The sequence below is a fragment of the Pelomonas caseinilytica genome (assembly GCF_021353235.1).
Lineage (GTDB): Bacteria > Pseudomonadota > Gammaproteobacteria > Burkholderiales > Burkholderiaceae_C > Pelomonas > Pelomonas caseinilytica.
Genome location: NZ_JAJTWT010000008.1, coordinates 90,187 through 110,204 on the forward strand (window position 1 = coordinate 90,187; position 20,018 = coordinate 110,204).

General features: G+C 69.5%; 22 protein-coding genes. 15 read left to right on the forward strand and 7 right to left on the reverse strand.

Going from position 1 to position 20,018, the window contains the following annotated elements; translation table 11 throughout:
• Positions 1-4: 4 nt before the first annotated feature.
• Together LXT12_RS18485 and LXT12_RS18490 are read right to left on the reverse strand one after the other, a co-directional pair.
• Complete coding sequence (locus LXT12_RS18485) at positions 5-2,329, reverse strand: hypothetical protein (RefSeq protein WP_233393765.1); 2,325 nt, start codon at positions 2,327-2,329, stop codon at positions 5-7.
• 98 nt (positions 2,330-2,427) lie between these two features.
• Positions 2,428-2,865, reverse strand: coding sequence for a copper chaperone PCu(A)C (locus LXT12_RS18490; protein ID WP_233393766.1), 438 nt, complete (start codon positions 2,863-2,865; stop codon positions 2,428-2,430).
• A 185-nt stretch (positions 2,866-3,050) separates the two neighbouring features.
• Between LXT12_RS18490 and LXT12_RS18495 the strand changes: the two genes are divergently transcribed.
• Positions 3,051-3,629 (forward strand): PEP-CTERM sorting domain-containing protein, encoded by a 579-nt coding sequence (locus LXT12_RS18495; RefSeq protein ID WP_233393767.1) that lies wholly within the window; start codon positions 3,051-3,053, stop codon positions 3,627-3,629.
• A 218-nt stretch (positions 3,630-3,847) separates the two neighbouring features.
• Here the strand turns inward: LXT12_RS18495 and argF are convergent, their stop codons facing one another.
• Positions 3,848-4,789: an ornithine carbamoyltransferase gene (gene argF / locus LXT12_RS18500; RefSeq protein WP_233393768.1), complete on the reverse strand. Its 942-nt coding sequence runs from the start codon at positions 4,787-4,789 to the stop codon at positions 3,848-3,850.
• A gap of 17 nt (positions 4,790-4,806) precedes the next feature.
• Positions 4,807-6,012, reverse strand: coding sequence for an aspartate aminotransferase family protein (locus LXT12_RS18505; RefSeq protein ID WP_233393769.1), 1,206 nt, complete (start codon positions 6,010-6,012; stop codon positions 4,807-4,809).
• A gap of 149 nt (positions 6,013-6,161) precedes the next feature.
• Between LXT12_RS18505 and LXT12_RS18510 the strand changes: the two genes are divergently transcribed.
• Both LXT12_RS18510 and LXT12_RS18515 read left to right on the forward strand, forming a co-directional pair.
• The gene (locus LXT12_RS18510) at positions 6,162-6,503 is read left to right on the forward strand and encodes a DUF3579 domain-containing protein (protein WP_233393770.1); all 342 of its coding nucleotides are present in this window, start codon (positions 6,162-6,164) and stop codon (positions 6,501-6,503) included.
• A gap of 82 nt (positions 6,504-6,585) precedes the next feature.
• Complete coding sequence (locus LXT12_RS18515) at positions 6,586-7,455, forward strand: alpha/beta fold hydrolase (RefSeq protein WP_233393771.1); 870 nt, start codon at positions 6,586-6,588, stop codon at positions 7,453-7,455.
• A gap of 183 nt (positions 7,456-7,638) precedes the next feature.
• Here LXT12_RS18515 and rpsT read toward each other — a convergent pair whose 3' ends face one another.
• Positions 7,639-7,935, reverse strand: a complete 297-nt coding sequence (gene rpsT, locus LXT12_RS18520; protein WP_233393772.1) for a 30S ribosomal protein S20 — start codon at positions 7,933-7,935, stop codon at positions 7,639-7,641.
• A gap of 119 nt (positions 7,936-8,054) precedes the next feature.
• On the opposite strand from rpsT, the gene murJ reads away from it, so the two are divergent.
• From murJ to LXT12_RS18570, 10 genes are all read left to right on the forward strand, one after another.
• Positions 8,055-9,617 carry a murein biosynthesis integral membrane protein MurJ gene (gene murJ, locus LXT12_RS18525; protein ID WP_233393773.1) on the forward strand — a complete coding sequence of 521 codons (1,563 nt, stop codon included), beginning with the start codon at positions 8,055-8,057 and terminating at the stop codon, positions 9,615-9,617.
• Positions 9,617-10,477 (forward strand): SirB1 family protein, encoded by an 861-nt coding sequence (locus tag LXT12_RS18530; RefSeq protein ID WP_233393774.1) that lies wholly within the window; start codon positions 9,617-9,619, stop codon positions 10,475-10,477. Before murJ ends, LXT12_RS18530 begins: the two co-directional genes overlap by 1 nt.
• A 25-nt stretch (positions 10,478-10,502) precedes the next feature.
• Complete coding sequence (locus LXT12_RS18535) at positions 10,503-11,564, forward strand: AI-2E family transporter (RefSeq protein WP_349255038.1); 1,062 nt, start codon at positions 10,503-10,505, stop codon at positions 11,562-11,564.
• A 6-nt stretch (positions 11,565-11,570) separates the two neighbouring features.
• Positions 11,571-12,257, forward strand: a complete 687-nt coding sequence (locus tag LXT12_RS18540) for an HdaA/DnaA family protein (RefSeq protein ID WP_233393775.1) — start codon at positions 11,571-11,573, stop codon at positions 12,255-12,257.
• Positions 12,254-12,922 (forward strand): histidinol-phosphatase, encoded by a 669-nt coding sequence (locus LXT12_RS18545; RefSeq protein ID WP_233393776.1) that lies wholly within the window; start codon positions 12,254-12,256, stop codon positions 12,920-12,922. The genes LXT12_RS18540 and LXT12_RS18545 overlap by 4 nt, the downstream gene beginning before the upstream one ends.
• Positions 12,919-14,481 carry a polynucleotide adenylyltransferase PcnB gene (pcnB, locus tag LXT12_RS18550; protein WP_233393777.1) on the forward strand — a complete coding sequence of 521 codons (1,563 nt, stop codon included), beginning with the start codon at positions 12,919-12,921 and terminating at the stop codon, positions 14,479-14,481. The genes LXT12_RS18545 and pcnB overlap by 4 nt, the downstream gene beginning before the upstream one ends.
• Positions 14,478-14,987, forward strand: a complete 510-nt coding sequence (gene folK, locus LXT12_RS18555; protein ID WP_233393778.1) for a 2-amino-4-hydroxy-6-hydroxymethyldihydropteridine diphosphokinase — start codon at positions 14,478-14,480, stop codon at positions 14,985-14,987. Before pcnB ends, folK begins: the two co-directional genes overlap by 4 nt.
• Entirely contained in the window at positions 14,984-16,108 is a 1,125-nt protein-coding gene (locus tag LXT12_RS18560) for an SLC13 family permease (protein WP_233393779.1), read from the forward strand. The genes folK and LXT12_RS18560 overlap by 4 nt, the downstream gene beginning before the upstream one ends.
• A gap of 75 nt (positions 16,109-16,183) precedes the next feature.
• Positions 16,184-16,831 (forward strand): DUF47 domain-containing protein, encoded by a 648-nt coding sequence (locus tag LXT12_RS18565; protein WP_233393780.1) that lies wholly within the window; start codon positions 16,184-16,186, stop codon positions 16,829-16,831.
• A gap of 13 nt (positions 16,832-16,844) precedes the next feature.
• A complete protein-coding gene (locus tag LXT12_RS18570; RefSeq protein ID WP_233393781.1) occupies positions 16,845-17,855 on the forward strand; it encodes an inorganic phosphate transporter in 1,011 nt (336 codons plus the stop codon).
• A 111-nt stretch (positions 17,856-17,966) separates the two neighbouring features.
• On the opposite strand, the gene LXT12_RS18575 is transcribed toward LXT12_RS18570, so the two are convergent.
• Complete coding sequence (locus tag LXT12_RS18575) at positions 17,967-18,398, reverse strand: TM2 domain-containing protein (RefSeq protein ID WP_233393782.1); 432 nt, start codon at positions 18,396-18,398, stop codon at positions 17,967-17,969.
• Positions 18,395-18,934 carry a GNAT family N-acetyltransferase gene (locus tag LXT12_RS18580; RefSeq protein ID WP_233393783.1) on the reverse strand — a complete coding sequence of 180 codons (540 nt, stop codon included), beginning with the start codon at positions 18,932-18,934 and terminating at the stop codon, positions 18,395-18,397. The genes LXT12_RS18575 and LXT12_RS18580 overlap by 4 nt, the downstream gene beginning before the upstream one ends.
• Positions 18,935-19,136: 202 nt before the next feature.
• On the opposite strand from LXT12_RS18580, the gene rpsP reads away from it, so the two are divergent.
• Together rpsP and rimM are read left to right on the forward strand one after the other, a co-directional pair.
• A complete protein-coding gene (gene rpsP / locus LXT12_RS18585) occupies positions 19,137-19,400 on the forward strand; it encodes a 30S ribosomal protein S16 (protein ID WP_233393784.1) in 264 nt (87 codons plus the stop codon).
• Between the two features lie 3 nt (positions 19,401-19,403).
• The gene (rimM, locus tag LXT12_RS18590; RefSeq protein ID WP_327572283.1) at positions 19,404-20,012 is read left to right on the forward strand and encodes a ribosome maturation factor RimM; all 609 of its coding nucleotides are present in this window, start codon (positions 19,404-19,406) and stop codon (positions 20,010-20,012) included.
• The last annotated feature ends 6 nt before the right edge of the window (positions 20,013-20,018 follow it).

Sequence of the window (20,018 nt, forward strand, 5' to 3'; positions counted from 1 at the left end):
CGGCTTACTTGACGCCGGCGACCGTCACCGAGTTGGCCACTTCGACGTAGATCGGGTTGCTGTAGAACCAGAGGTCGGCCCAGGCCGCCACGTCATACGACACCGCCTTCTGGCCGGCGATGGGGCTGGCGCCCGAGGCCGTGGCCAGGTGGGCGGGGCAGCCGTCGATGGTCCCCTTGTCCTGCGACCAGGTCCCGCCGTTGGCCGGCACGTTGGTGCCGACGGTCGTGCAGGGGATGCGCAGCATCGAGGTGTCGTTGGCGTTGGTGTAGATGTCCGACAGCGGGTTGCCGCTGGCGTCCGTCTCGTAGGGCACGGCGGCCGGCAGGTTGCTGCCGCGCAGGCGCACGTACTGCGAGGCTTGCACCGCCGGGATGCGGAAGCTCATCTTCAGGAAGGTGGTGTTGTCCACGCCGGAGTGCACGGTCGTCCACGGCGTGCTGCCGTTGCCGCTGAAAGTCTTGACGATGGCGGCCGAGGTGTTCTTGGCGGCGGCCGGCACGGCGGACAGGCCCGTGGTGGTGCCGTCGGCCTTGAGCCAGTTGGTGTTGCGCGGCCACTCGCCGGCGTAGTCGGCCGTGCCCGGCGTGCGATAGCCGGTGACCAGGCCGCGGATGACGTCGACGTGGTCGAGCACCGGCTTGTTCATCGGCTGGTTGATGCCGACCTGCAGCAGCGACGGATTGGGGAAGCTGTAGGGCGCGAAGTTCGCGCCCTCCGGGTCGCGCACGGCCACGGCCACGACGATCTCGGCGCCGGGGCGGACCTTGAGCTTCTCGCCCATCGTGGCGCAGCCGCTGGCGTCGATGTCGGTGCCCTTGGTGGCGGCGGCCACCGCCAGGGCTTCGACGGCGGCGTTGCTGCGCGCGCCCGGGCCGGCATAGGAGGCGCAGGCGACGAAGGCGAGGCGGTCGATCAGCTGGCCGGTGGCCGACCAGGCGTTGCCGGTGCGCAGGCCGTCGACGATGCTCTGCGGGCGCAGCTTGTCCGCGCCGTTGCGCACCAGCACGTGCGTGCGCTGGTATTCGCCGGGGTAGAAGTCCTGCGTGGAGCGGCGGTCGTCCGGGCCGAAGCTGCCGCGGTTGTGCCAGTCGGAGCTGGCGAAGAACCACCAGTTGCGGCCTTCGCCGAGCAGGGCGTCCCAGACGCCGCCGACCTGGCCGGCGTAGACGCCGGTGCCGCCGTAGGTGGTGCCGCCGACGGAGTCGGTCAGCACGCCGGCGAAGCTGTTGCGCTTGACCTGGTACTCGCCGCGGTTGTTGGCTGCGCCGTGGCCCGGCTGCGACTCGAAGCCGAAGGCGATGTCGGGCGCGGCGTTGTTGAAGTTGCGCAGGTGCTCGATGTTGAAGCCGTTGTTGCCGTCCGGGTTGAAGGGGCCGGCACGCTCCAGGTGGGCGGGCACGTAGTAGCTCTGCTGGCCGTGGTACTTGGCCATCCACTTGAGGGCTTCGACCGTCTTCAGGTGGCCGCGGCTGCCGACACCCGCGCCGCTGGCGGGCAGCAGCTTCTTGGCCGTGTCGTTCCAGCCGAGGGCGGCGGAAGTCGAGTCGGCGCTGTCGGGGTTGGCGCAGTTCCAGTTGTTGCCGACGCTGGAGCCGGTCACGTTGCCGCGGCTGGTGTCGGTGTCACCGCGGTCGAAGCAGTAGGACCATTGCGCCAGGGCATTGGCGTTGCCCAGCGGCGTGTAGCCGGGGGCGGTGGGCAGGGAGGCGTTGTCCACGCCGGCCGGCATCTGGCCGGTGATGACGGACATGGAAGTGTGCTCGTGGCCCGCGACGACCGACTCCAGGCCGACGAACAGCGGCACGTTGCGCTGCGCCGAGAGGTATTCGACGAGGGGGTACTGGTACTCCTGGATGGACTGCCAGCGCCACATGTTGCCGTTGCCGCCGACACCGCCGCCGTTGCCCTTGATGTTGGCCGCGCCGATGCTCTGGGTCCAGGTCGTGCTCGGGCCGGCGTACTGCGAGGGCGAGGCGGCCGTGCCGGTGTTGTAGGGCGTGTTGCCGGTCAGGTAGGGATAGGCCGGCGTGGCCAGCGTGGCGTCCTCCACCAGGGTGCAGTTGCGGTTGCCGGTGCCGCCGTGGCCGGCCTGCACGAACCAGTCGAGGCCCCAGGGCGTCTCGACCTTGTCGGTCACCTTCTTCACCAGCTTCTGCATCGAGATCGAGCCGTCCGAGCAGGTGGTGTGGTTGTGGAAGTCGCCGGAGACGTACTTGCCCGCGGTCTTGCCGGCGGCGGTGGCGACGGTCGGCGCGATGACGACGGCGCTGCCGATGGCGGCGAGCGCGGCCAGGGCGATCTGGCTCTTGCTGAAGAGTTGGGTCATGGAAGCGGCTCCAGGATGTGGGGAGGGCTGAAAAACGGGGCGGATGCTAGGAAGCCGCCGTGACCGAGGCGTGACGTTTCGGCGGCAGCTTCGGCGCGTCAGCGCAGCCCGGCGTAGTCCACGTTGAGCAGGGCGTTGACCGGCTCGGCCGCCTCGAAGACCAGGCGTAGCGGGTAGCTGCGGCCGATCTGCAGCGGCTGCTGCAGGTCCAGCAGTTCAAGGTGCAGGCCATCCTCCGTCAGCGTCAGTTCCTGGCCTTCGCGGATCAGCAGCGACAGCGGCGCGGCATCGTCGGGCAGGCCCGGGCCGGCCAGGCGCACCCCCCCGGCCACGGGGGTCTCGACGCCGATCAATCGGTCGGTTCGGTTCACTTCGTCGAAGCGCATGCAGAGCTTGGCCGTCTCGGCGTCGACTCGGGTCGCCCGCGTCCAGGGGTGCCAGATGCGCAGGTGGCTGCTGAAGAAATCGCAGGCCGGGGCCGGGCGGGAGAGGGCGGCGGCGCCCAGGGCGAGAAGGAGGTGGCGGCGGGTGGTCATGGCAGGGCGGGAGAAGCCGGGCCGCCGACCATCGCAGCCCTGCGTGACGGCGGCATGAAGGCGGCCGGCCAGGTGCCGCGTGACACCGGCGGCGTCACGAACCTGTCGTCTTCACTGACCACACTGCGGGCCGACCTCGACGCCGCGGCCTTGGCCGCCCCATCATCAAGTTCTGGAGTCCTTCAATGAAGCTCGCCACCCTCGCCCTGGCCTTGGGCCTCGCCTCGCCGGCCTTCGCCGCCGGCCCGCTGTCCATCGATTTCGAAAAGAACTGGTCCTACGGCGAGGAAGTCGCCAACGCCTATGCCGACCAGGGCGTGACCTTCACCAACGTGCTGGGCGTGTCCAACGACGCCAACTTCACGTATTTCGGCAATGCGCCCTCGCCCCTGGGCGTGGCCTTCGCGCAGCTGGACGGCACGGTCAACACCAGCGCTTTCATGAACGTGGCCGGCGGCGTGACGGGCGGCCTGAGCTTTTTCTACTCGACGCCGAGCGACGCCCCCGTCGCCGTCAAGGCCTACTCCGGCCTGAACGGCACCGGCACGCTGCTGGGCACCATCGACCTGACGGCCAACTCGGCCGACTACTCGGCCTGGAACAAGGCGGTGCTGAGCTTCAGCGGCACGGCCATGTCCTTCGACCTGACCGGCACGGCCAACGTCGTCGCCCTGGACAACATCGCCGCGGTGCCCGAGCCGAGCAGCGTCGCGCTGCTGCTGGCCGGGGGCGCGCTGCTGATCGCTCGCCGCCGTCGCAGCTGATCGGCGTTTCGCCAACGAAAAGCCGGCTGCATGCAGCCGGCTTTTTCATGGGTGAAGCGCTTCAGCCGATCCGGCCGAGCAAAAGGTACTCCATGAGTGCCTTTTGCACGTGCATCCTGTTTTGGTGGGCACCCGCCGCTGCGCGGCTTCACTTTGCGTTCGCAAAGTGAGTGCCCCCCGAATCGCATGCCGGCCCTGGCGGACCACCGTATCGGCCTCTAGCCGATCCGGCCGAGCAAAAGGTACTCCATGAGTGCCTTTTGCACGTGCATCCGATTCTCCGCCTCGTCCCAGACCACCGACTGCGGTCCGTCGATGACGTCGGCCGACACCTCTTCGCCGCGATGCGCCGGCAGGCAGTGCATGAAGAGGGCGTCGGGCTTGGCGCGGGCCATCATGTCGCGGTCCACGCACCATTCGGCGAAGGCGGCCTTGCGGGCCTCGTTCTCGGCCTCGTAGCCCATGCTGGTCCAGACGTCGGTGGTGACGAGGTCGGCACCGACGCAGGCCTCGCGCGGGTCCTGGAAGACGCGGTAGCAGCCGGCGTCCTTCACGCCCGCCACGGCGGGGTCGATCTCATAACCGCTCGGCGTGCTGACATGCACCTTGAAGCCGAGGATCTCGGCCGCCTGCAGCCAGGTGTTGGCCATGTTGTTGCCATCGCCGACCCAGGCCACGACGCGGCCCTTCAGGCAGTCCATGTCGATGGCGCCGCGGCGGTCCATGCCGCGGGCCTCGATGAAGGTGAAGAGGTCGGCCAGGATCTGGCAGGGGTGGTATTCGTTGGTCAGGCCGTTGATGACCGGCACGCGCGAGTGCGCCGCGAAGCGCTCGATCTTGCTCTGCTCGAAGGTGCGGATCATGACGATGTCGACCATGCGGCTGATGACGCGCGCGGAGTCTTCCACCGGTTCTGCGCGGCCGAGCTGGCTGTCGCCCGTCGTCAGGTGCACGACCGAGCCGCCCATCTGGTACATGCCTGCCTCGAAGCTCACGCGGGTGCGAGTCGAGGCCTTCTCGAAGATCATGGCCAGCGTGCGGTCCTGCAGCGGCTGGTATTTCTCGTAGTTCTTGAAGCGGCGCTTGATGATGGCGGCGCGGTCGAAGAGGTGGGCGTATTCCTCGGCCCGCAGGTCCTTGAACTGGAGGTAGTGGCGCATCAGTCCGTCCCCCGGCTTCATGGCTTGGGCTGCGCGAGCAGCGACTTGATGAGGGGAACCAGGCGGGCCGCGATCTCGCGGGCCTCGTCGTGGGTGAGGATGAGGGCGGGCAGCAGGCGCACCACGCGGTCGGCGGTGATGCTGATCAGCAGGCCCGCGTCCAGGGCCTGGCCGAGCAGCACGCCGGCCGGGCGGTCGAGTTCGATGCCCAGCATCAGGCCCTGGCCGCGGATCTCCACCACGCCGGTCTCGCCGGCGAGGCCCTCGGCGAGGGCGGCCTTGAGCGTCGCCCCGACCGCTTCCGCGTTGGCCAGCAGGCCGTCCTCTTCCATGATCTTCAGCGTCTCGACACCGGCACGCATGGCCAGCGGGTTGCCGCCGAAGGTGGTGCCGTGGTTGCCGGCCTTGAGCACGCCGGCCGCCCGCGGCCCGCAGATGACGGCGCCGATCGGCACGCCCGAGCCCAGGCCCTTGGCCAGGGGCATGACGTCGGGTTTGATGCCGGCCCACTGGTGGGCGAACCACTTGCCGGTGCGGCCGATGCCGCACTGCACCTCGTCCAGCATCAGCAGCAGGTCACGCTCGTCGCAGATGCGGCGCAGGGCCTGCAGGAAATCGATGCGGGCCGGGTTGATGCCTCCTTCGCCCTGGATGGTCTCCAGGAAGATGGCCGTGATGTTGGGATGAGCGTCCAGCGCGGCCTCGACCGCGGCGATGTCGTTGAGCTTGACGCGCACGAAGCCCTGCACCAGCGGGCCGAAGCCGGCCTGGATCTTGGGGTTGGCCGTGGCCGACAGCGTGGCGAGGGAGCGGCCGTGGAAGGCGCCCTCGAACACCAGCACCTCCGGCGAGGTATTGCCGCGGTCGTGGCCGAACTTGCGGGCGATCTTGAGCGCCGCCTCGTTGGCTTCGAGTCCGCTATTGCAGAAGAAGACGTTGGCGAGGCCCGAAAGCTCGCAGAGCTTGTCGGCAAGCTGCTCCTGCAGCGGCACGCGGTAGTAGTTGCTGGAGTGGATGATCTTGCCGATCTGATCCTGCAGGGCGGGCACCAGGCGCGGGTGGTTGTGCCCGAGGGTGTTGACCGCGATGCCGCCCAGCCCGTCGAGCAGTCGTCGGCCCTGCGTGTCCCAGACCCAGCAGCCCTGGCCGTGCGACAGCGCAACGGGCAGGCGGCCGTAGGTCGGCATCAGGTGGGCGTCGGACGGGAGGGGATCAGCGTTCAATCGAGTCTCCGATGGAATGGGAAAAGCGTGGATTTTTGATTCTAGGGTGCGCGGCCGTCGATTTGCTGCGCCGCAGCAGACGAGGCCGTACCGAGGCACAATAGCGGCTTTTGTCAGCGGCATCCCGCTGCCTCCCCGAAGCCCTGTCCATGACCGTTGCTCCCCCGCCGCGCGAAGTCTTCATCCAAGGTGTCACTCTGGATGGACGCACCTTCCGCCCGAGCGACTGGGCGGAGCGGCTGGCCGGGGCCATGTCGTGCTTTCGGCCCGGCGGCGTCCGTTCCGGTATCGGCGCCCACATCGGCTATTCGCCCTTGTGCGTGCCGACCGTCATCAATGGCGTGAAGTGCGTGATCGTCAACGAGGAACTCAAGCGCCTGGAGCCCATGGCCTGGGACTTCGTCATGAACTTCGCGCGTGACAACAACCTCCAGGTGGCCGACGCCTGCCTGCTTCCCGACGCCAAGCCCGACCCTCACCCGAGGGGCTGACCTGCGTTGTCTTAGCGACATTCCCAGGCCGAGGCGGGCCGGGGCGCCGTTATCCTCGCCGGCAACGTTTGGAAACATGCCGATGAACTTCAGCGCCGCCGCCCCCGCCGTCGCCGACCCGTTGCGGGCTGCGCCGGCCACGGGTGCGGTGGACCGCGTGCCGGTGTGGGTGCTGCTGCGAGGCTTGTCCCGCGAGAGCGGGCACTGGGGCATCTTCCCGGAGCATCTGCTGCGCGAACTGCGGCTGCTGCAGCCGGCTTCGCAATTGCTGCTGCTGGACTTGCCAGGCACGGGCACGCTGCGCCGCCAGGCCAGCCCCACCCAGGTCTCGGCCATCGTCGACGCCTGCCGGGCCGAACTGCAGCGCCGCGGCGTGGCAGGGCCGGTGTCGATGGTCGGCATGTCGCTAGGTGGCGCCGTGCTGACGGACTGGGCCAACCGCTACCCGGACGAGGTCGAGGCCGGCGTGTTGATCAACCCCAGCCTGCGACCCTTCAGCGAACTCTTCCGCCGGCCCAGGCCCTTGAACTACCTCGGGCTCGCCCTGCTGTCGCTGAGCCGCTTCAGCGCCCGCCTGCGCGAGGAGCGCGTGCTCAGCCTGACGACGCGGCTGACGCCCACCCAGGCCGTCATCGATCGCTGGGTGGAGTTGCAGCGCCAGCATCCGCTCGGCGTGCGCAACACCGCCCGCCAATTGCTGGCCAGCGTGCGCTATCGCGCCAGCCGCACCCGTCCGGCGGCGCCCATGCTGCTGCTGTGCAGCAAGGCCGACAGCCTCGTCGACTGGCGCTGCTCACAGGCCATCAGCCGAGCCTGGGGCGCGCCGCTGCGCCTGCACACCAAGGCGGGCCATGACCTGCCGCTGGACGATCCCCAGTGGGTGGCGAGGGCGGTGGCGGAATGGCTGCGCGACCGCAGCATCCAGGGGGTCGGGCCGGGGGAGTGGCACTAGACGGCCCACCCCGTACCGGCTTCGCCGGCCCCCTCGAGGGGGCGCCCCCGCCTGCCCGGCAAAGCCGGATCAGCGGGATCCGCTGGAGGAATGGCGGCGCTGCGCCGCCATGCGGCTTGAAAGCCGCAAATGCAAAAGGCCCGCTTGCGCGGGCCTTTGCTTGCACCAGAGCTGGATCGCGAATCAGGCGGCGAGCGCCTTGATCTTGGCGGACAGGCGGCTCTTGTGGCGAGCGGCCTTGTTCTTGTGGAAGATGCCCTTGTCGGCGACGGAGTCGATGACGGCCTGGGCGGTCTTGAACAGGTCGGCGGCCTTGGCCTTGTCGCCAGCCGTCACGGCCTTTTGCACGTTCTTGATGACCGTGCGGAATTTGGAGCGAAGCGCCGTGTTGGCGGAGTTGAGCTTGACGTCCTGGCGGGCGCGCTTGCGACCCGATGCCAGGCGAACCGTCTTCTTCTTGGCTTTGGAGCTGGTTGCCATTTTCTTAAATTGCCAGATGGTGCAAAGACAGCGAGTATAGCATGGCCCAGGGGTTTCGGCCAAGTACTCGGGCCGGGTTTGGCGAGAGGCGGCATGGGCGGCACAGATAATCCGCCGCCATGAATCTGCTGCGAGCCGCGTCCACCATTTCCCTGCTGACTCTGGCTTCGCGCATCACCGGCCTCATCCGGGAGCAGATGGTGGCCGGCCTTTTCGGCGCCAATGCGATGACGGACGCCTTCCTGGTGGCCTTCCGCATTCCCAACCTGCTGCGCCGCCTCTTCGCCGAAGGCGCATTTTCGCAGGCCTTCGTGCCGTTGCTGGCGGGCACGCGTGCCACTGAGGGCGACGAAGCCACGCACCGTCTCGTCGACGCCGTCGCCACCGTCCTGCTCTGGGCGCTGGCCGCGACTTCGGTGATCGGCATCGTCGGCGCGCCGGCGCTGGTGTGGCTGCTGGGCTCGGGCCTTTCGCCCAAGGCCTTCGACGCCTCCGTCGCCATGACGCGCTTCATGTTTCCCTACATCGGCTTCATGTCGCTGGTGGCGCTGTCGGCGGGCATCCTCAACACGTGGCGGCGTTTCGTCGTGCCCGCCGCCTCGCCCGTGCTGCTCAACCTCAGCATGATCGGCATGGGCTGGGCGCTGGCCGGTCCGCTGGAGCGGGCAGGGCACCCGCCGATCTATGCCATGGCGGCCGGCGTCATGCTCGGCGGCGTGCTGCAGCTGGCGGTGCAGTGGCCGGCCCTGGCGCGCATCGGCATGCGCCCGCGCATGCGCTGGACGTGGCGCGGCCTGCGGGAGTCGCGCGCCCACCCGGGCGTGGGCCGCATGTTGCTGGCCATGGGCCCGGCCCTGCTGGGCGTGGGCGTGTCGCAGCTGTCGCTGATGATCAACACCCAGATCTCCAGCCACCTGGCCGAGGGCGCGACCTCCTGGCTCAACTATGCCGACCGCCTGATGGAGTTCCCCATCGGCCTGCTCGGCGTGGCCCTGAGCGCGGTGCTGACGCCGCAGCTGTCGGCCGCCCAGGCTTCCGGCGAGTCGGAGCGTTACAGCCGCCTGCTCGACTGGGGCTTGCGCATGGTGCTGCTGCTGGCCTTGCCCTGCGCCGTGGCGCTGCTGGTGTTCGCCGAGCCGTTGACGGCGGTGCTCTACCACCGCGGCAAGTTCCTGGCGTCGGACGTGGCCCACACCGCCCAGTCGGTGATGGGTTGGGGCGTGGGGCTGATGGGCCTCATCGCCGTCAAGGTGCTGGCCCCCGGCTTCTACGCCCGCCAGGACACCGGCACGCCGGCCCGCATCGCCGTGGCCGTGCTGGTGCTGACCCAGGGCTTCAACCTCGTCTTCGTGCCCTGGATCGGCGTGGCGGGCCTGGCCCTGTCCATCGGCCTGGGGGCCCTCGTGAATGCCAGCTGGCTGCTGTGGGGCCTGAAGAAGCTGGGCAGCTACCGGCCCGAGCCGGGCTGGGCCGGCTTCGCCCTGCGCGTGGCGCTGGGCTGCCTGGCGATGGGCCTCCTGCAGTGGCAGTTGGCCGAGCGGCTGGACTGGATCGGCCTCGGCCGCCATGAAATCCAGCGCGCTTTCGTCATGGCGGCCAGCCTCGCGGCGAGTGCGGCGGTCTATTTCGCCGTGCTGCTGGCGGCCGGCCTGAGGCCCCGCGCGCTGGGCCGCCCCGGCTGATGATGCAGTTCGTGGCGCCGACCCCGCTGGACTACTTCGCCACGCTGGTGGCGGAGGATGCCGGCCTGAACCTGCTCGAGGCGGCCATCAGCCTGGCCCAGGACGACGAGCCGCGCCTGGATGTGCAGGCCGTGCTGGCCGCGGTCGACGGCCTGGCGCGGCGGTTGCGCGAGCGCGTGCCGCGCGACGCTTCCGCGGCTCACCGGCTGCGCCTGCTGACGCGGTTCTTCCACGGCGAGCTGGGCTTCGCCGGCAACCTGAACAACTACTACGCGGTCGACAACAGCTTCATCCACCGCGTGCTGGAGACCCGCCGCGGCCTGCCCATCGCCCTGGCCGTGCTGCTGCTCGAACTCGGCGAGCAGATCGGCCTGCGCGTCGCGGGCGTGGCCTTTCCCGGCCACTTCCTCGTGAAGTGCAAGGTCGGCCTCGGCGAGGCGGTGATCGATCCCTTCACCGGCGAGTCGCTTTCGGCGGCCCGGCTGGACGAAAGGCTGGCCTTGTACCGCCAGGGCAGCGGCCTGCCGGACGACCTGGAACTGCCGCTGGAGTTCTTCCTGCGCGCGGCCAGCAAGCGCGAGATCCTGGCCCGCATGCTCCGCAACCTGAAGGAAGTGCACCGCGCCGCCGAGGACTGGCCGCGCCTGCTCGCCGTGCAACAGCGCCTCGTCGTGCTGCAGCCAGACGACCCGGCCGAGAGGCGCGACCGCGGGCTGGCGCTGGATGCCCTGGGCGCGGGCGCGGCGGCGGCGTCCGACCTGGCGGCCTATCTGGCCGTGCGCGGCGACGCCCCGGATGCCGCGGCCCTGCGCGCGCGGCTTGCCGTGCTGCTCGAACAAGGGCCTCCGCCGCTTCAGTGACAATCCGCGCCCTTCGCCGACCGCCATGATCATGCTCAGCAAATCCCAACGCATCGCCCTGGCCTGGGCCGGCGTGGCCGCGCTGGCGGCCCTGCTGTTGTGGCTGCTGTCGCCGGTGCTCGCTCCTTTTGTCGCCGCCCTGGTGCTGGCCTATGCCCTGGCGCCCGCAGTGCAGGCCCTGGCCGCGCGGAGGGTGCCGCGCATCGTCGCCGTGCTGCTCGTCGAGGTGCTGTTCATCGTGGCGCTGCTGGCCTTGGTGCTGCTCGTGCTGCCCATCCTCAATCGGGAGATCCCGGCCTTGCGCGAGCAGCTGCCGGCCCTGGCCAAGGTCGCCAACGACAAGTTGGCCCCCTGGCTGGCCCAGTGGGGCATCCCGCTGCAGCTCGACCCGGCCAACATCCGCACCTTCGTGCTGAAGTACCTGGACGCCAATCTCGAGGAATGGCTGGCCACCGCCCTCAGCTCGGCGCGCATCGGCGGCAGCTTCCTGCTCGCCCTCATCGGCAACGCCGTGCTGCTGCCGGTCGTGCTCTTCTACCTGCTCAACGATTGGCCGGTGCTGATGGCTCGCCTGGCGTCGCTGGTGCCGCCGTCGGTGCGCGGTTCGGTCAACGGCTTCCTGGCCGAATGCGACGCGACGCTGGGCCAGTATCTGCGTGGGCAGTTGCTGGTGATGGGGGCGCTGGCCCTGTTCTACAGCGTGGGCCTGAGCCTGGCCGGCTTCGACCTGGCCCTGCCCATCGGCGTATTCACGGGCCTGGCGGTCTTCATCCCCTACATCGGCTTCGGCCTCGGCCTGCTGCTGGCGTTGCTGGCGGGGCTGCTGCAGTTCGCCAGCCTCTACGGCATCGTGGCGGTGGCAGTCGTCTTCGGCATCGGCCAGCTGCTGGAGGGCTTCGTGCTGACGCCGCGATTCGTCGGCGAGCGCATCGGCATGAGCCCGCTGATGGTCATCTTCGCGCTGCTGGCCTTCGGCCATCTGTTCGGCTTCGTCGGCGTGCTGATCGCGCTGCCCCTGTCGGCGCTGGCCGCGGTGGCCTTGCGGCGCCTGCACGGGGCGTATCTCGGCAGTGCCCTGTTCCGCTGAACCGTGATGAGGCAGATTCCGCTCGCGCTGCTGGCGCCGCCGACGCACCGTTTCGACAACTTCCTGCCCGGCGCCAACGCCGAGGCGCTGGCGTATCTGCGCGGTCTTTCGCCCGGCGACCCGCCCGTGCTGCTGTGGGGGCCCACCGGCTCCGGCAAGACCCACCTGCTGCAGGCCCTGGCCGAGCACTGGCAGGCCGGCGGCCAGCGCGTGGCCTGGTACGACGCCGACACGCCGCTGCCCTGGGAACTGCCGGCCCACGAGAGCCTGCTGCTGCTGGACGACTGCCAGCGCTTCGACGCCGGCCAGCAGCATGCGGCCTTCGCGCTCTTTGTGGCGTCGGCAGGGCAGGGCTACAACATCGTCGCCACCGCGGACGTGCCGGCCGTGGACCTCGACCTGCGCGAGGACCTGCGCACCCGGCTCGGCTGGGGGCCGAGCTTCGCGCTGGAACCCCTCGGCGAAGCCGAGATGCGCGCCGTGCTGAGGCGTGAGGCGGATCGGCGCGGGCTGCTGCTCGGCGACGAGGTGCTCGGCTATCTGCTCACGCGTTTCGAACGCAACCTCAAGGGTCTGATGACCTTGCTGGACCGCCTCGACCGGTTCGCCCTGGCCAGCAAGCGCGCGCTGACGCTGCCGTTGCTCAAGGCCATGCTGGCCGATGAGAAAATTGACTCTGACCCCAATTTATGAATCTGACCTTGTTCGACCTCGACGGGACGTTGATCCCGGTGGACTCCGACCATGCCTTCGGGACCTTCATGGTGGACGTGGGCTGGGTGGACGGCGCGGCCTGGGGGGCGCGCAACGACGAGTTCTTCGCCCAGTACAACGCCGGGACGCTGGACCTGCCCGCCTATATCGAGTTCGCGACTTCGGCCTGGCGCCAAAGGCCGCTGCCCGAGGCGCTGGCGATGCGCGAACGCTTCATGGCCGAGGTGATGCAGCCGGCCCTGCGGCCGGAGGCCGTCGCCCTCGTCGAGAAGCATCGCGCCGCCGGTGATCTCATCGCCCTGGTCACTGCGACCAACGAGTTCGTCACGACGCCCATCGCCGAGGCGTTCGACATCGAGCACCTCATCGCCGTCCAGCTCGAGCGCGACGGGGCAGGGCGCTACACCGGTGCCATCCGCGGCGTGCCGAGCTTCCGCGAAGGCAAGATCGCCCGCGTCGATGACTGGCTGGCGGGCCTCGGGGCACAATGGCGCGATTTCGAGCGCGTGAATTTCTACAGCGACTCGACCAACGACCTGCCCCTGCTCGAACGCGTCAGCCATCCGGTGGCGACCAATCCCAGCCCGGCCCTGGCGCAGATCGCCAGCGAGCGTGGCTGGCCTCAGCTGCACCTCTTCGCATGATCAAGAAGTTCATCGACAAGCTGCTCGGCAAGCCTGCCGCAGCCAAGAAAACCAGTCCGCTGGGCAAGCGGGTCGAGGTTGGCGCCGAGGTTCACGGCATCAACCCCGACCTCCTCGACGAACGCGCCGTCAAGGTCGTCAAGACGCTGGCGGACGCCGGCTTCGAGGCCTACATCGTCGGCGGCGCCGTGCGCGACCTGCTGCTGGGCATGCGGCCCAAGGACTTCGACGTCGCCACCAACGCGACGCCCGAGCAGGTCAAGGGTTTGTTCCGCCGCGCCTTCATCATCGGCCGGCGCTTTCGCATCGTCCACGTCGTCTACGGCCGCGGCCGCGAGCATGAGGTCATCGAGGTCTCGACCTTCCGTGCCCTGCCGACCGAGTCGGAAGCCGTCGCCGGCAACGAGAAGACGGCCAAGGCCGAACTCGACGGCAAGCACCACGCCGTGGACGCCAGCGGCCGTGTGTTGCGCGACAACGTCTGGGGTCCGCAGATCGAAGACGCCGCCCGCCGCGACTTCACGGTCAACGCGATGTACTACGACCCGCAGCGCCGCCTCGTCGTCGACTACCACGGCGGCCTGGCCGACGCCAAGGCCAAGGTGCTGCGCATGATCGGCGACCCCGAGACCCGCTACCGCGAGGACCCGGTGCGCATCATCCGCGCCGTGCGCTTCGCGGCCAAGCTGGGTTTCGAGCTCGAAGCCAAGACCCTCGCGCCCATCAAGGCCTCGTCGGCGCTGCTGGCCAACGTGCCGGCCTCGCGCCTGTTCGACGAGATGATCAAGCTGCTGCAGACCGGCCATTCGCTGGCCAGCCTCGCGCAACTCAAGAAGCTGGGCCTGGCGCGCGGCGTCTTCGCCGTCCTCGACGCCATGCTCACCGAGACCGGCGACCTGCCCGAGGGCAAGCGCGGCAGCTTCCTGCGCCAGGCCTTCGAGGACACCGACCGCCGCGTCAACGAGGGCCGCGGTGTCAGCCCGAGCTTCATGCTGGCCTGCATGCTCTGGCACGAGGTGCTGGACCGCTGGACCCGCATCCGCGCCGGTGGCGAGCCGGCCGTGCCAGCCCTGGCCCAAGCCATCGACGCCGTCTTCGATGCCCGCATCGGCGACATCTCCGGCCGCGGCAAGCTGGCCGCCGACATGCGCGAGATCTGGATGATGCAGACCCGCTTCGAGCGCCGCAGCGGCTCGGGCGTGTTCAGCCTCATCGAGCAGCCCCGCTACCGCGCCGGCTTCGACTTCCTGCGGCTGCGCGCCGATGCTGGCGAGATCGACCCGGCGCTGGCCGACTGGTGGGAGGACTTCGCCCTCGGCAGCGACGACGACCGGCAGGCGCTGTTGGCTGAGGCCCGTGCCGCGCAGCAGAAGGCGCCGCGCGCCGTCCGTGCGCCACGGCCCGAGCCGTCGGCCCCTGCGGAGGGCGAGCCGGAGTCCGACGTCGCCGAAGCCGCCGAGGCCATCGACGCGCCGGCCAGGAAGCGCCGCCGCCGTCGCCGCAAGCCGGCCGGAGGCGGGGAGGGCGCGGCCCCCGCGCCGGCGTCCGCCGCCGAGTGAGTTCGCGCGCCTACGTCGGCCTGGGCGCCAACCTCGGGACCGACCTGCTCGCGACGCTGACTCAGGCCGCCCAGGCCCTGGCCGCGCTGCCCGGCACCCGTCTCGTGGCCTTGTCCAGCGCCTGGCGCAGCGCCCCGGTGGATGCCGGCGGTCCGGACTTCCTGAACGCCGTCGCCGCCCTGGAGACGGCGCTCGCGCCGCTGGAGCTGCTGGATGCGCTGCAGGCCATCGAGCAGGCCCATGGCCGCGAGCGGCCCTACCGCAACGCGCCGAGGACCCTCGACCTCGACCTGCTGCTCTTCGGTGATCTCGTGACGGACCACCCGCGGCTGACCCTGCCCCATCCGCGCCTGGCCGAGCGCGCCTTCGTGCTGCGTCCGCTGCTGGAAATCGCTCCCGGCCTGTCCGCGTGGGCGGCGGGCGAGGGCTGGCGGCAGCAGCGCATCGAGCGCGCCGGTCCGATCCCGTTCCAGGCATCCGCACCGCGGCCGGAGGGGGCGGCGTGATCCGGGCTCTCGCGCGCGTGCTGCGCGGGCTGCGCGAAGACCGCTTCTTTCTGATCCTGCTCGCGGCGCTGGTGGCGTTCAGCGTCTTCGATCCTGGCCGCATCCCGCGCTACGGCGCCCTGGTCGACTGGCCGACCATCGCCGCGCTGGCCGGCCTGCTGCTGCTGACCAAGGGACTGGAACTCAGCGGGGCCCTGCGCCGGCTCGGCCGCCTGTGGGTGGGGGCCATGTCGACCGAGCGCGCCGCGGCGCTGTCCCTGGTGACGGCCGCGGCGCTGCTGTCCACCGTCTTGACGAACGACGTGGCGCTCTTCGTCGTCGTGCCGCTGACCCTGGGCGTGTGCCGCCTCACCGGCATGCCGGCGACCCGGATGGTCGTCTTCGAGGCGCTGGCGGTCAACGCGGGTTCGGCCCTGACGCCGATCGGCAATCCGCAGAACCTCTTCATCTGGCAGCTCTCCAAGGTCTCGTTCGGCGAGTTCGTCTGGCAATTGCTGCCCCTGGTGGCGGCGCTGATGGCCGCGCTGCTCACGCTGACGGCCTGTTCCTTCAGCGGCCGGCCCATCCGGGTGGAGGAGCACGAAGACGTGCCCGTCGACCGCCTGCTGCTGTGGGCCTCGCTGGCCCTGTACGTCCCCTTCCTCGTCGCGACCGACATGCATCTGGCAGGCTGGGCGGTCGCGGCGGTGCTGGCGGCCTACCTGCTGATGCGTCCGGCCGTCGTGGCGGAGCTCGACTGGGGCCTGCTGCTGGTCTTCGTGCTGATGTTCGTCGACCTGCGCCTGCTGGCCGGCCTCGATGCGGTGCGTGGGGCGATGCTGGGCCTGGGCCTGCAGCGGCCGGAGAACCTGTACTGGGCGGCCATCGGCGCGAGCCAGCTCATCAGCAACGTGCCTGCCGCCATCGCGCTGGCCGAGTACGCGCGGGACTGGCGCGTCATCGCCTACGGCGTGAACGTCGGCGGCTTCGGCTTCATGGTGGGCTCGCTGGCCAACCTCATCGCCCTGCGGCTGACCGGGGACCGCAAGGCCTTGCGGACCTTCCATGCCTATGCCGTGCCGGCGCTGCTGGTGGCGGCGGTGCTGGGCTACGCCATCCTCTTCTTCGCGGGGTGCTCGTGAGGCGTCATGATGCTGTCATGGTGACCGGCTAGGTAAACTCGCGCCCTTCCCATCAGAACGAGTCAAAGGACGGCCATGCTGTTCGGCAAACTGCTGCCCCGCGAGGGCAATTTTTTTGAGCTGTTCAACGAGCACGGCAACCACATCGCCGAAGGCGCGCGCTCTTTCCTGAAGATGATCGAGAACTACGCCGATGCGGCGCAGCGCCAGAAGTACGCCGACGAGGTGGATCAGTCGGAACATGCGGCCGACCGCATCACGGCCGAGGTCAACCGGCTGCTGCATCGCACCTTCATCACCCCCATCGACCGCGAGCAGATCCACAGCCTGATCAACGCGATGGACGACATCCTCGACCTGCTTCAGGATTCGTCGGAGACGCTCTCGCTCTACGACGTGCGCACGGTGCCCGAGCAGGTGCTGCAGCTGGCGACGCTGTCGGTGCGCTGCTGTGAGCGCGTGCAGCATGCCGTCACGCTGCTGCCCCACCTCAGCAAGCCGGCCACGACGGAGGCCGCGCTCAAGACCTGCGAGGAGATCGATCGCCTGGAGTCCGATGCCGACCGTGTCATGCGCTCGGCCATGTCGCGGCTGTTCCGCGAGCAGGAGGACGTGCGGGAGCTGATCAAGCTCAAGGCGATCTACGAACAGCTGGAATCCATCTCCGACCGCTGCGAGGACGTGGCCAACCTCATCGAGGGCATCGTCCTCGAGAACTCCTGAGCCGGGAGCGACCATGCCTCAGGCAGAAATCGCCTTCTGGGTGGTGGCTTTGCTCGTCGTGCTGGCCCTGCTGTTCGACTTCATGAACGGCTTCCACGACGCGGCCAATTCCATCGCCACCGTCGTGTCCACGGGGGTGCTCAAGCCGCAGCAGGCCGTATTGTTCGCGGCCTTCTTCAACGTCGTGGCCATCGCCATCTTCCAGCTCAAGGTGGCAGCGACGGTGGGCAAGGGCATCGTCGAGCCCGGCATCGTGGACCACCACGTTGTTTTCGGCGCCCTCATCGGCGCCATCGCCTGGAACGCCATCACCTGGTGGTGGGGCATCCCGTCGAGCTCGTCGCACGCCCTCATCGGCGGCATCGCGGGCGCCGTCGTCGCCAAGGCCGGCCCGCAGGCCCTGATCGCCAGCGGCATCTGGAAGACCGTGGCCTTCATCATCGTCTCGCCTCTGCTGGGCTATCTGCTGGGTTCGCTGATGATGGTCATCGTCGCGTGGATCGTGCGGCGCAAGTCGCCCTTGCGGGTGGACCGCTGGTTCCGCAGGCTGCAGCTCGTCTCGGCCGGGCTGTACAGCCTGGGCCATGGCGGCAACGACGCCCAGAAAACCATCGGCCTGATCTGGATGTTGCTGATCGCGGCCGGCATGGTGGGCGTCGGCGAGAAGGCGCCGCCGGCCTGGGTCATCGTCGCCTGCTACATCGCCATCGGCATGGGCACCATGTTCGGCGGCTGGCGCATCGTGCAGACCATGGGCCAGCGCATCACCAAGCTCAAGCCGGTCGGTGGTTTCTGTGCCGAGACGGGCGGCGCCCTCACGCTGTTCCTGGCGACGGCGCTCGGTGTGCCGGTGTCCACGACGCACACCATCACGGGCGCCATCGTCGGCGTGGGCTCGGTGCCGCGCCCCTCCGCCGTGCGCTGGGGCGTGGCGGGCAGCATCGTCTGGGCCTGGATCTTCACGATCCCGGCGGCCGCGTTGATGGCCGGCGTCTGCTATTGGGTCAGCTTCGCGTTGTATTGACCCCCCCTACGGCCTGACGGCCGCCCCCTCAAGGGGGCACTCCCGACGGACCGGCGAAGCCGGATCCGTGGGAGTCGCTGGAGGGGCGGCGGCGCTGCGCGCGCCTGGGTGTCAGGATGAAGTTGCCTGTGACTCGAAATAGCGTTGGGCGCTGAAGGCGATGGTGGACATCAGCGCGATGCCGCCGACGAACAGGCAGAGCACGACGCCGATGATGGCGCCCCAGCGCGCGGGCGGAGCCGGGTGACCCGGGTTGAAGCGGGCGTTCCAGCGCTCGTCGGGCGTGAGGCCGTAGACGATGCCGCCGAGCAGTGCCGCGACCAGGCTCAGGCCCAGCCAGGGGATCAGCAACCAGGCCAGGCGGTCGTCCTGGCCGAGGGCGTCCATGCGGTGCACGCCCGCGAGGCCGACCAGGGTGGGCAGCGGGAATAGCCAGGCCCAGCGGTCCTTCAGGCCGTGCAGGTAGAAGCGGTGGAGGCCGAAGATGCCGACCAGCAGGGCCAGCCAGGTGGCGACCGCCTTGTGCTTGACCCCGCCGTTCATTCGGCGGCGGCGCTGTTGCCCTGACCCAGCGTGCGCTGCATCAGCACCACGTCCAGCCAGCGGCCGAACTTCCAGCCGGCGCTCTTGAGCACGCCGGTGTGCTGGAAGCCCAGGGCCGTGTGCACGCCGATCGAGCCGGCATTGGCCGCATCGCCGATGACGGCCAGCATCTGCCGCGCACCGGCCGCCTCGCAACGGGCGATCAACTCGGCCAGCAGCAGCCGGCCGACACCCTGGCCTTGGGCGGCCGGGGCGAGGTAGATGGAATCCTCGACGCAGAAGCGATAGGCCAGGCGAGGGCGGAAATAGTTGGCGTAGGCATAGCCCAGCACGCGGCCGTCGCGCTCGGCGACCAGCCAGGGCAGGCCGCGGCCCAGCACCTCGGCGCGGCGCCGGCCCATTTCCTCGGTGCTCGGCACTTCGGTCTCGAAGGTGCCGGTGCCTTCCAGGACGGCCTGGCCGTAGATGGACTGGATGGCGGGGAGGTCGGCGTCGGTGCTGGGGCGGATGTGCAGGGGGGAGGCAGGCGAGGTCATGGTCTCAAGTCGTTTTCGATCAGTTTATAATGCCGGGTTCTGGCGCTGGCCGCGGGGAGCTGCGGCGTATCTACGGGGCCAGGGACGGTGGCAACACCGGCGGGGACTCGCCGCGAACCGATCACTTGATCGAACCGATCTGCTCGCCCTGAGTGTCTCCTGGTGCGGTGATCGCAACCTCATCATCAATTAAGGAAACATCATGGTTGTCATTCGTCTCGCCCGCGGCGGCTCCAAGAAGCGCCCCTTCTACAACATCGTCGTCGCCAACAGCCGCCAGCGCCGTGACGGCCGCTTCATCGAGCGCGTCGGCTTCTACAACCCCATCGCCTCGGGTGCCGCCGAGAAGCTGCGCGTCGAGCAAGACCGCGTGAGCTACTGGGTCGGCGTCGGCGCCCAGCTGTCGCCCACCGTCGCGCGCCTGGTCGGCGAAGCCAAGCAGGCTGCCGTTCCCGCCGCCGCCTAAGACGTGGCCGGCCACAAGCCTCGGCAAGACGGCGCTTCGGCGCCGTCTTTTGCTTCTGACGGCGCCGACCCGCCCTGGCCGGCCGACGCGGTCCAGGTCGGCCGCATCCTCGACGCCTGGGGCGTCAAGGGCTGGTTCAAGGTGCAGGCCTACTCCCAGCAGGCCGACGCACTCTTCGCCGCCAAGCACTGGTTCCTCAGGAGCGACGGCCCCAAGCCGGGCCGGCGCACTTTGAAGATGCTGTCGGTGCGCGAGCACGGCGAGGGCATCGTCGCGAGCGCTGAGGGCGTCGCCGACCGCAACGGCGCCGAGGCGCTGCGCGGCTGGGAACTATGGGTGTCCCGCACCGACTTCCCCCGCGCCGGCGATGGCGAGTACTACTGGATCGACCTGATCGGCCTGGACGTGGTCAACCGCGAGGCTCAGCCGCTCGGTCGCGTCATCGGCCTCATCGACACCGGCCCGCACGCCGTGCTGCGCATCCTGCCGCCCGGCGTGGCCGAGCCGGCCAAGCCCGACCAGGAGCGGCTGATCCCCTTCGTCGAGGCTTTCGTCGACGACGTCGACCTCGCCGCGAGGCAGATTCGCGTCGACTGGGGCGCGGACTACTGAGCGGCG

Bases quoted from the DNA above. Each gene is read 5' to 3' on its own strand.
- rpsP (WP_233393784.1), top strand. From the start codon at position 19,137: ATGGTTGTCATTCGTCTCGCCCGCGGCGGCTCCAAGAAGCGCCCCTTC.
- LXT12_RS18545 (WP_233393776.1), top strand. From the start codon at position 12,254: ATGAATCTGACCTTGTTCGACCTCGACGGGACGTTGATCCCGGTGGAC.
- LXT12_RS18535 (WP_349255038.1), top strand. From the start codon at position 10,503: ATGATCATGCTCAGCAAATCCCAACGCATCGCCCTGGCCTGGGCCGGC.
- LXT12_RS18515 (WP_233393771.1), top strand. From the start codon at position 6,586: ATGAACTTCAGCGCCGCCGCCCCCGCCGTCGCCGACCCGTTGCGGGCT.
- rpsT (WP_233393772.1), bottom strand. From the start codon at position 7,935: ATGGCAACCAGCTCCAAAGCCAAGAAGAAGACGGTTCGCCTGGCATCG.
- LXT12_RS18540 (WP_233393775.1), top strand. From the start codon at position 11,571: ATGAGGCAGATTCCGCTCGCGCTGCTGGCGCCGCCGACGCACCGTTTC.
- LXT12_RS18485 (WP_233393765.1), bottom strand. From the start codon at position 2,329: ATGACCCAACTCTTCAGCAAGAGCCAGATCGCCCTGGCCGCGCTCGCC.
- pcnB (WP_233393777.1), top strand. From the start codon at position 12,919: ATGATCAAGAAGTTCATCGACAAGCTGCTCGGCAAGCCTGCCGCAGCC.
- murJ (WP_233393773.1), top strand. From the start codon at position 8,055: ATGAATCTGCTGCGAGCCGCGTCCACCATTTCCCTGCTGACTCTGGCT.
- LXT12_RS18530 (WP_233393774.1), top strand. From the start codon at position 9,617: ATGATGCAGTTCGTGGCGCCGACCCCGCTGGACTACTTCGCCACGCTG.
- LXT12_RS18565 (WP_233393780.1), top strand. From the start codon at position 16,184: ATGCTGTTCGGCAAACTGCTGCCCCGCGAGGGCAATTTTTTTGAGCTG.
- LXT12_RS18510 (WP_233393770.1), top strand. From the start codon at position 6,162: ATGACCGTTGCTCCCCCGCCGCGCGAAGTCTTCATCCAAGGTGTCACT.
- argF (WP_233393768.1), bottom strand. From the start codon at position 4,789: ATGCGCCACTACCTCCAGTTCAAGGACCTGCGGGCCGAGGAATACGCC.
- LXT12_RS18575 (WP_233393782.1), bottom strand. From the start codon at position 18,398: ATGAACGGCGGGGTCAAGCACAAGGCGGTCGCCACCTGGCTGGCCCTG.
- LXT12_RS18580 (WP_233393783.1), bottom strand. From the start codon at position 18,934: ATGACCTCGCCTGCCTCCCCCCTGCACATCCGCCCCAGCACCGACGCC.
- LXT12_RS18490 (WP_233393766.1), bottom strand. From the start codon at position 2,865: ATGACCACCCGCCGCCACCTCCTTCTCGCCCTGGGCGCCGCCGCCCTC.
- LXT12_RS18570 (WP_233393781.1), top strand. From the start codon at position 16,845: ATGCCTCAGGCAGAAATCGCCTTCTGGGTGGTGGCTTTGCTCGTCGTG.
- LXT12_RS18495 (WP_233393767.1), top strand. From the start codon at position 3,051: ATGAAGCTCGCCACCCTCGCCCTGGCCTTGGGCCTCGCCTCGCCGGCC.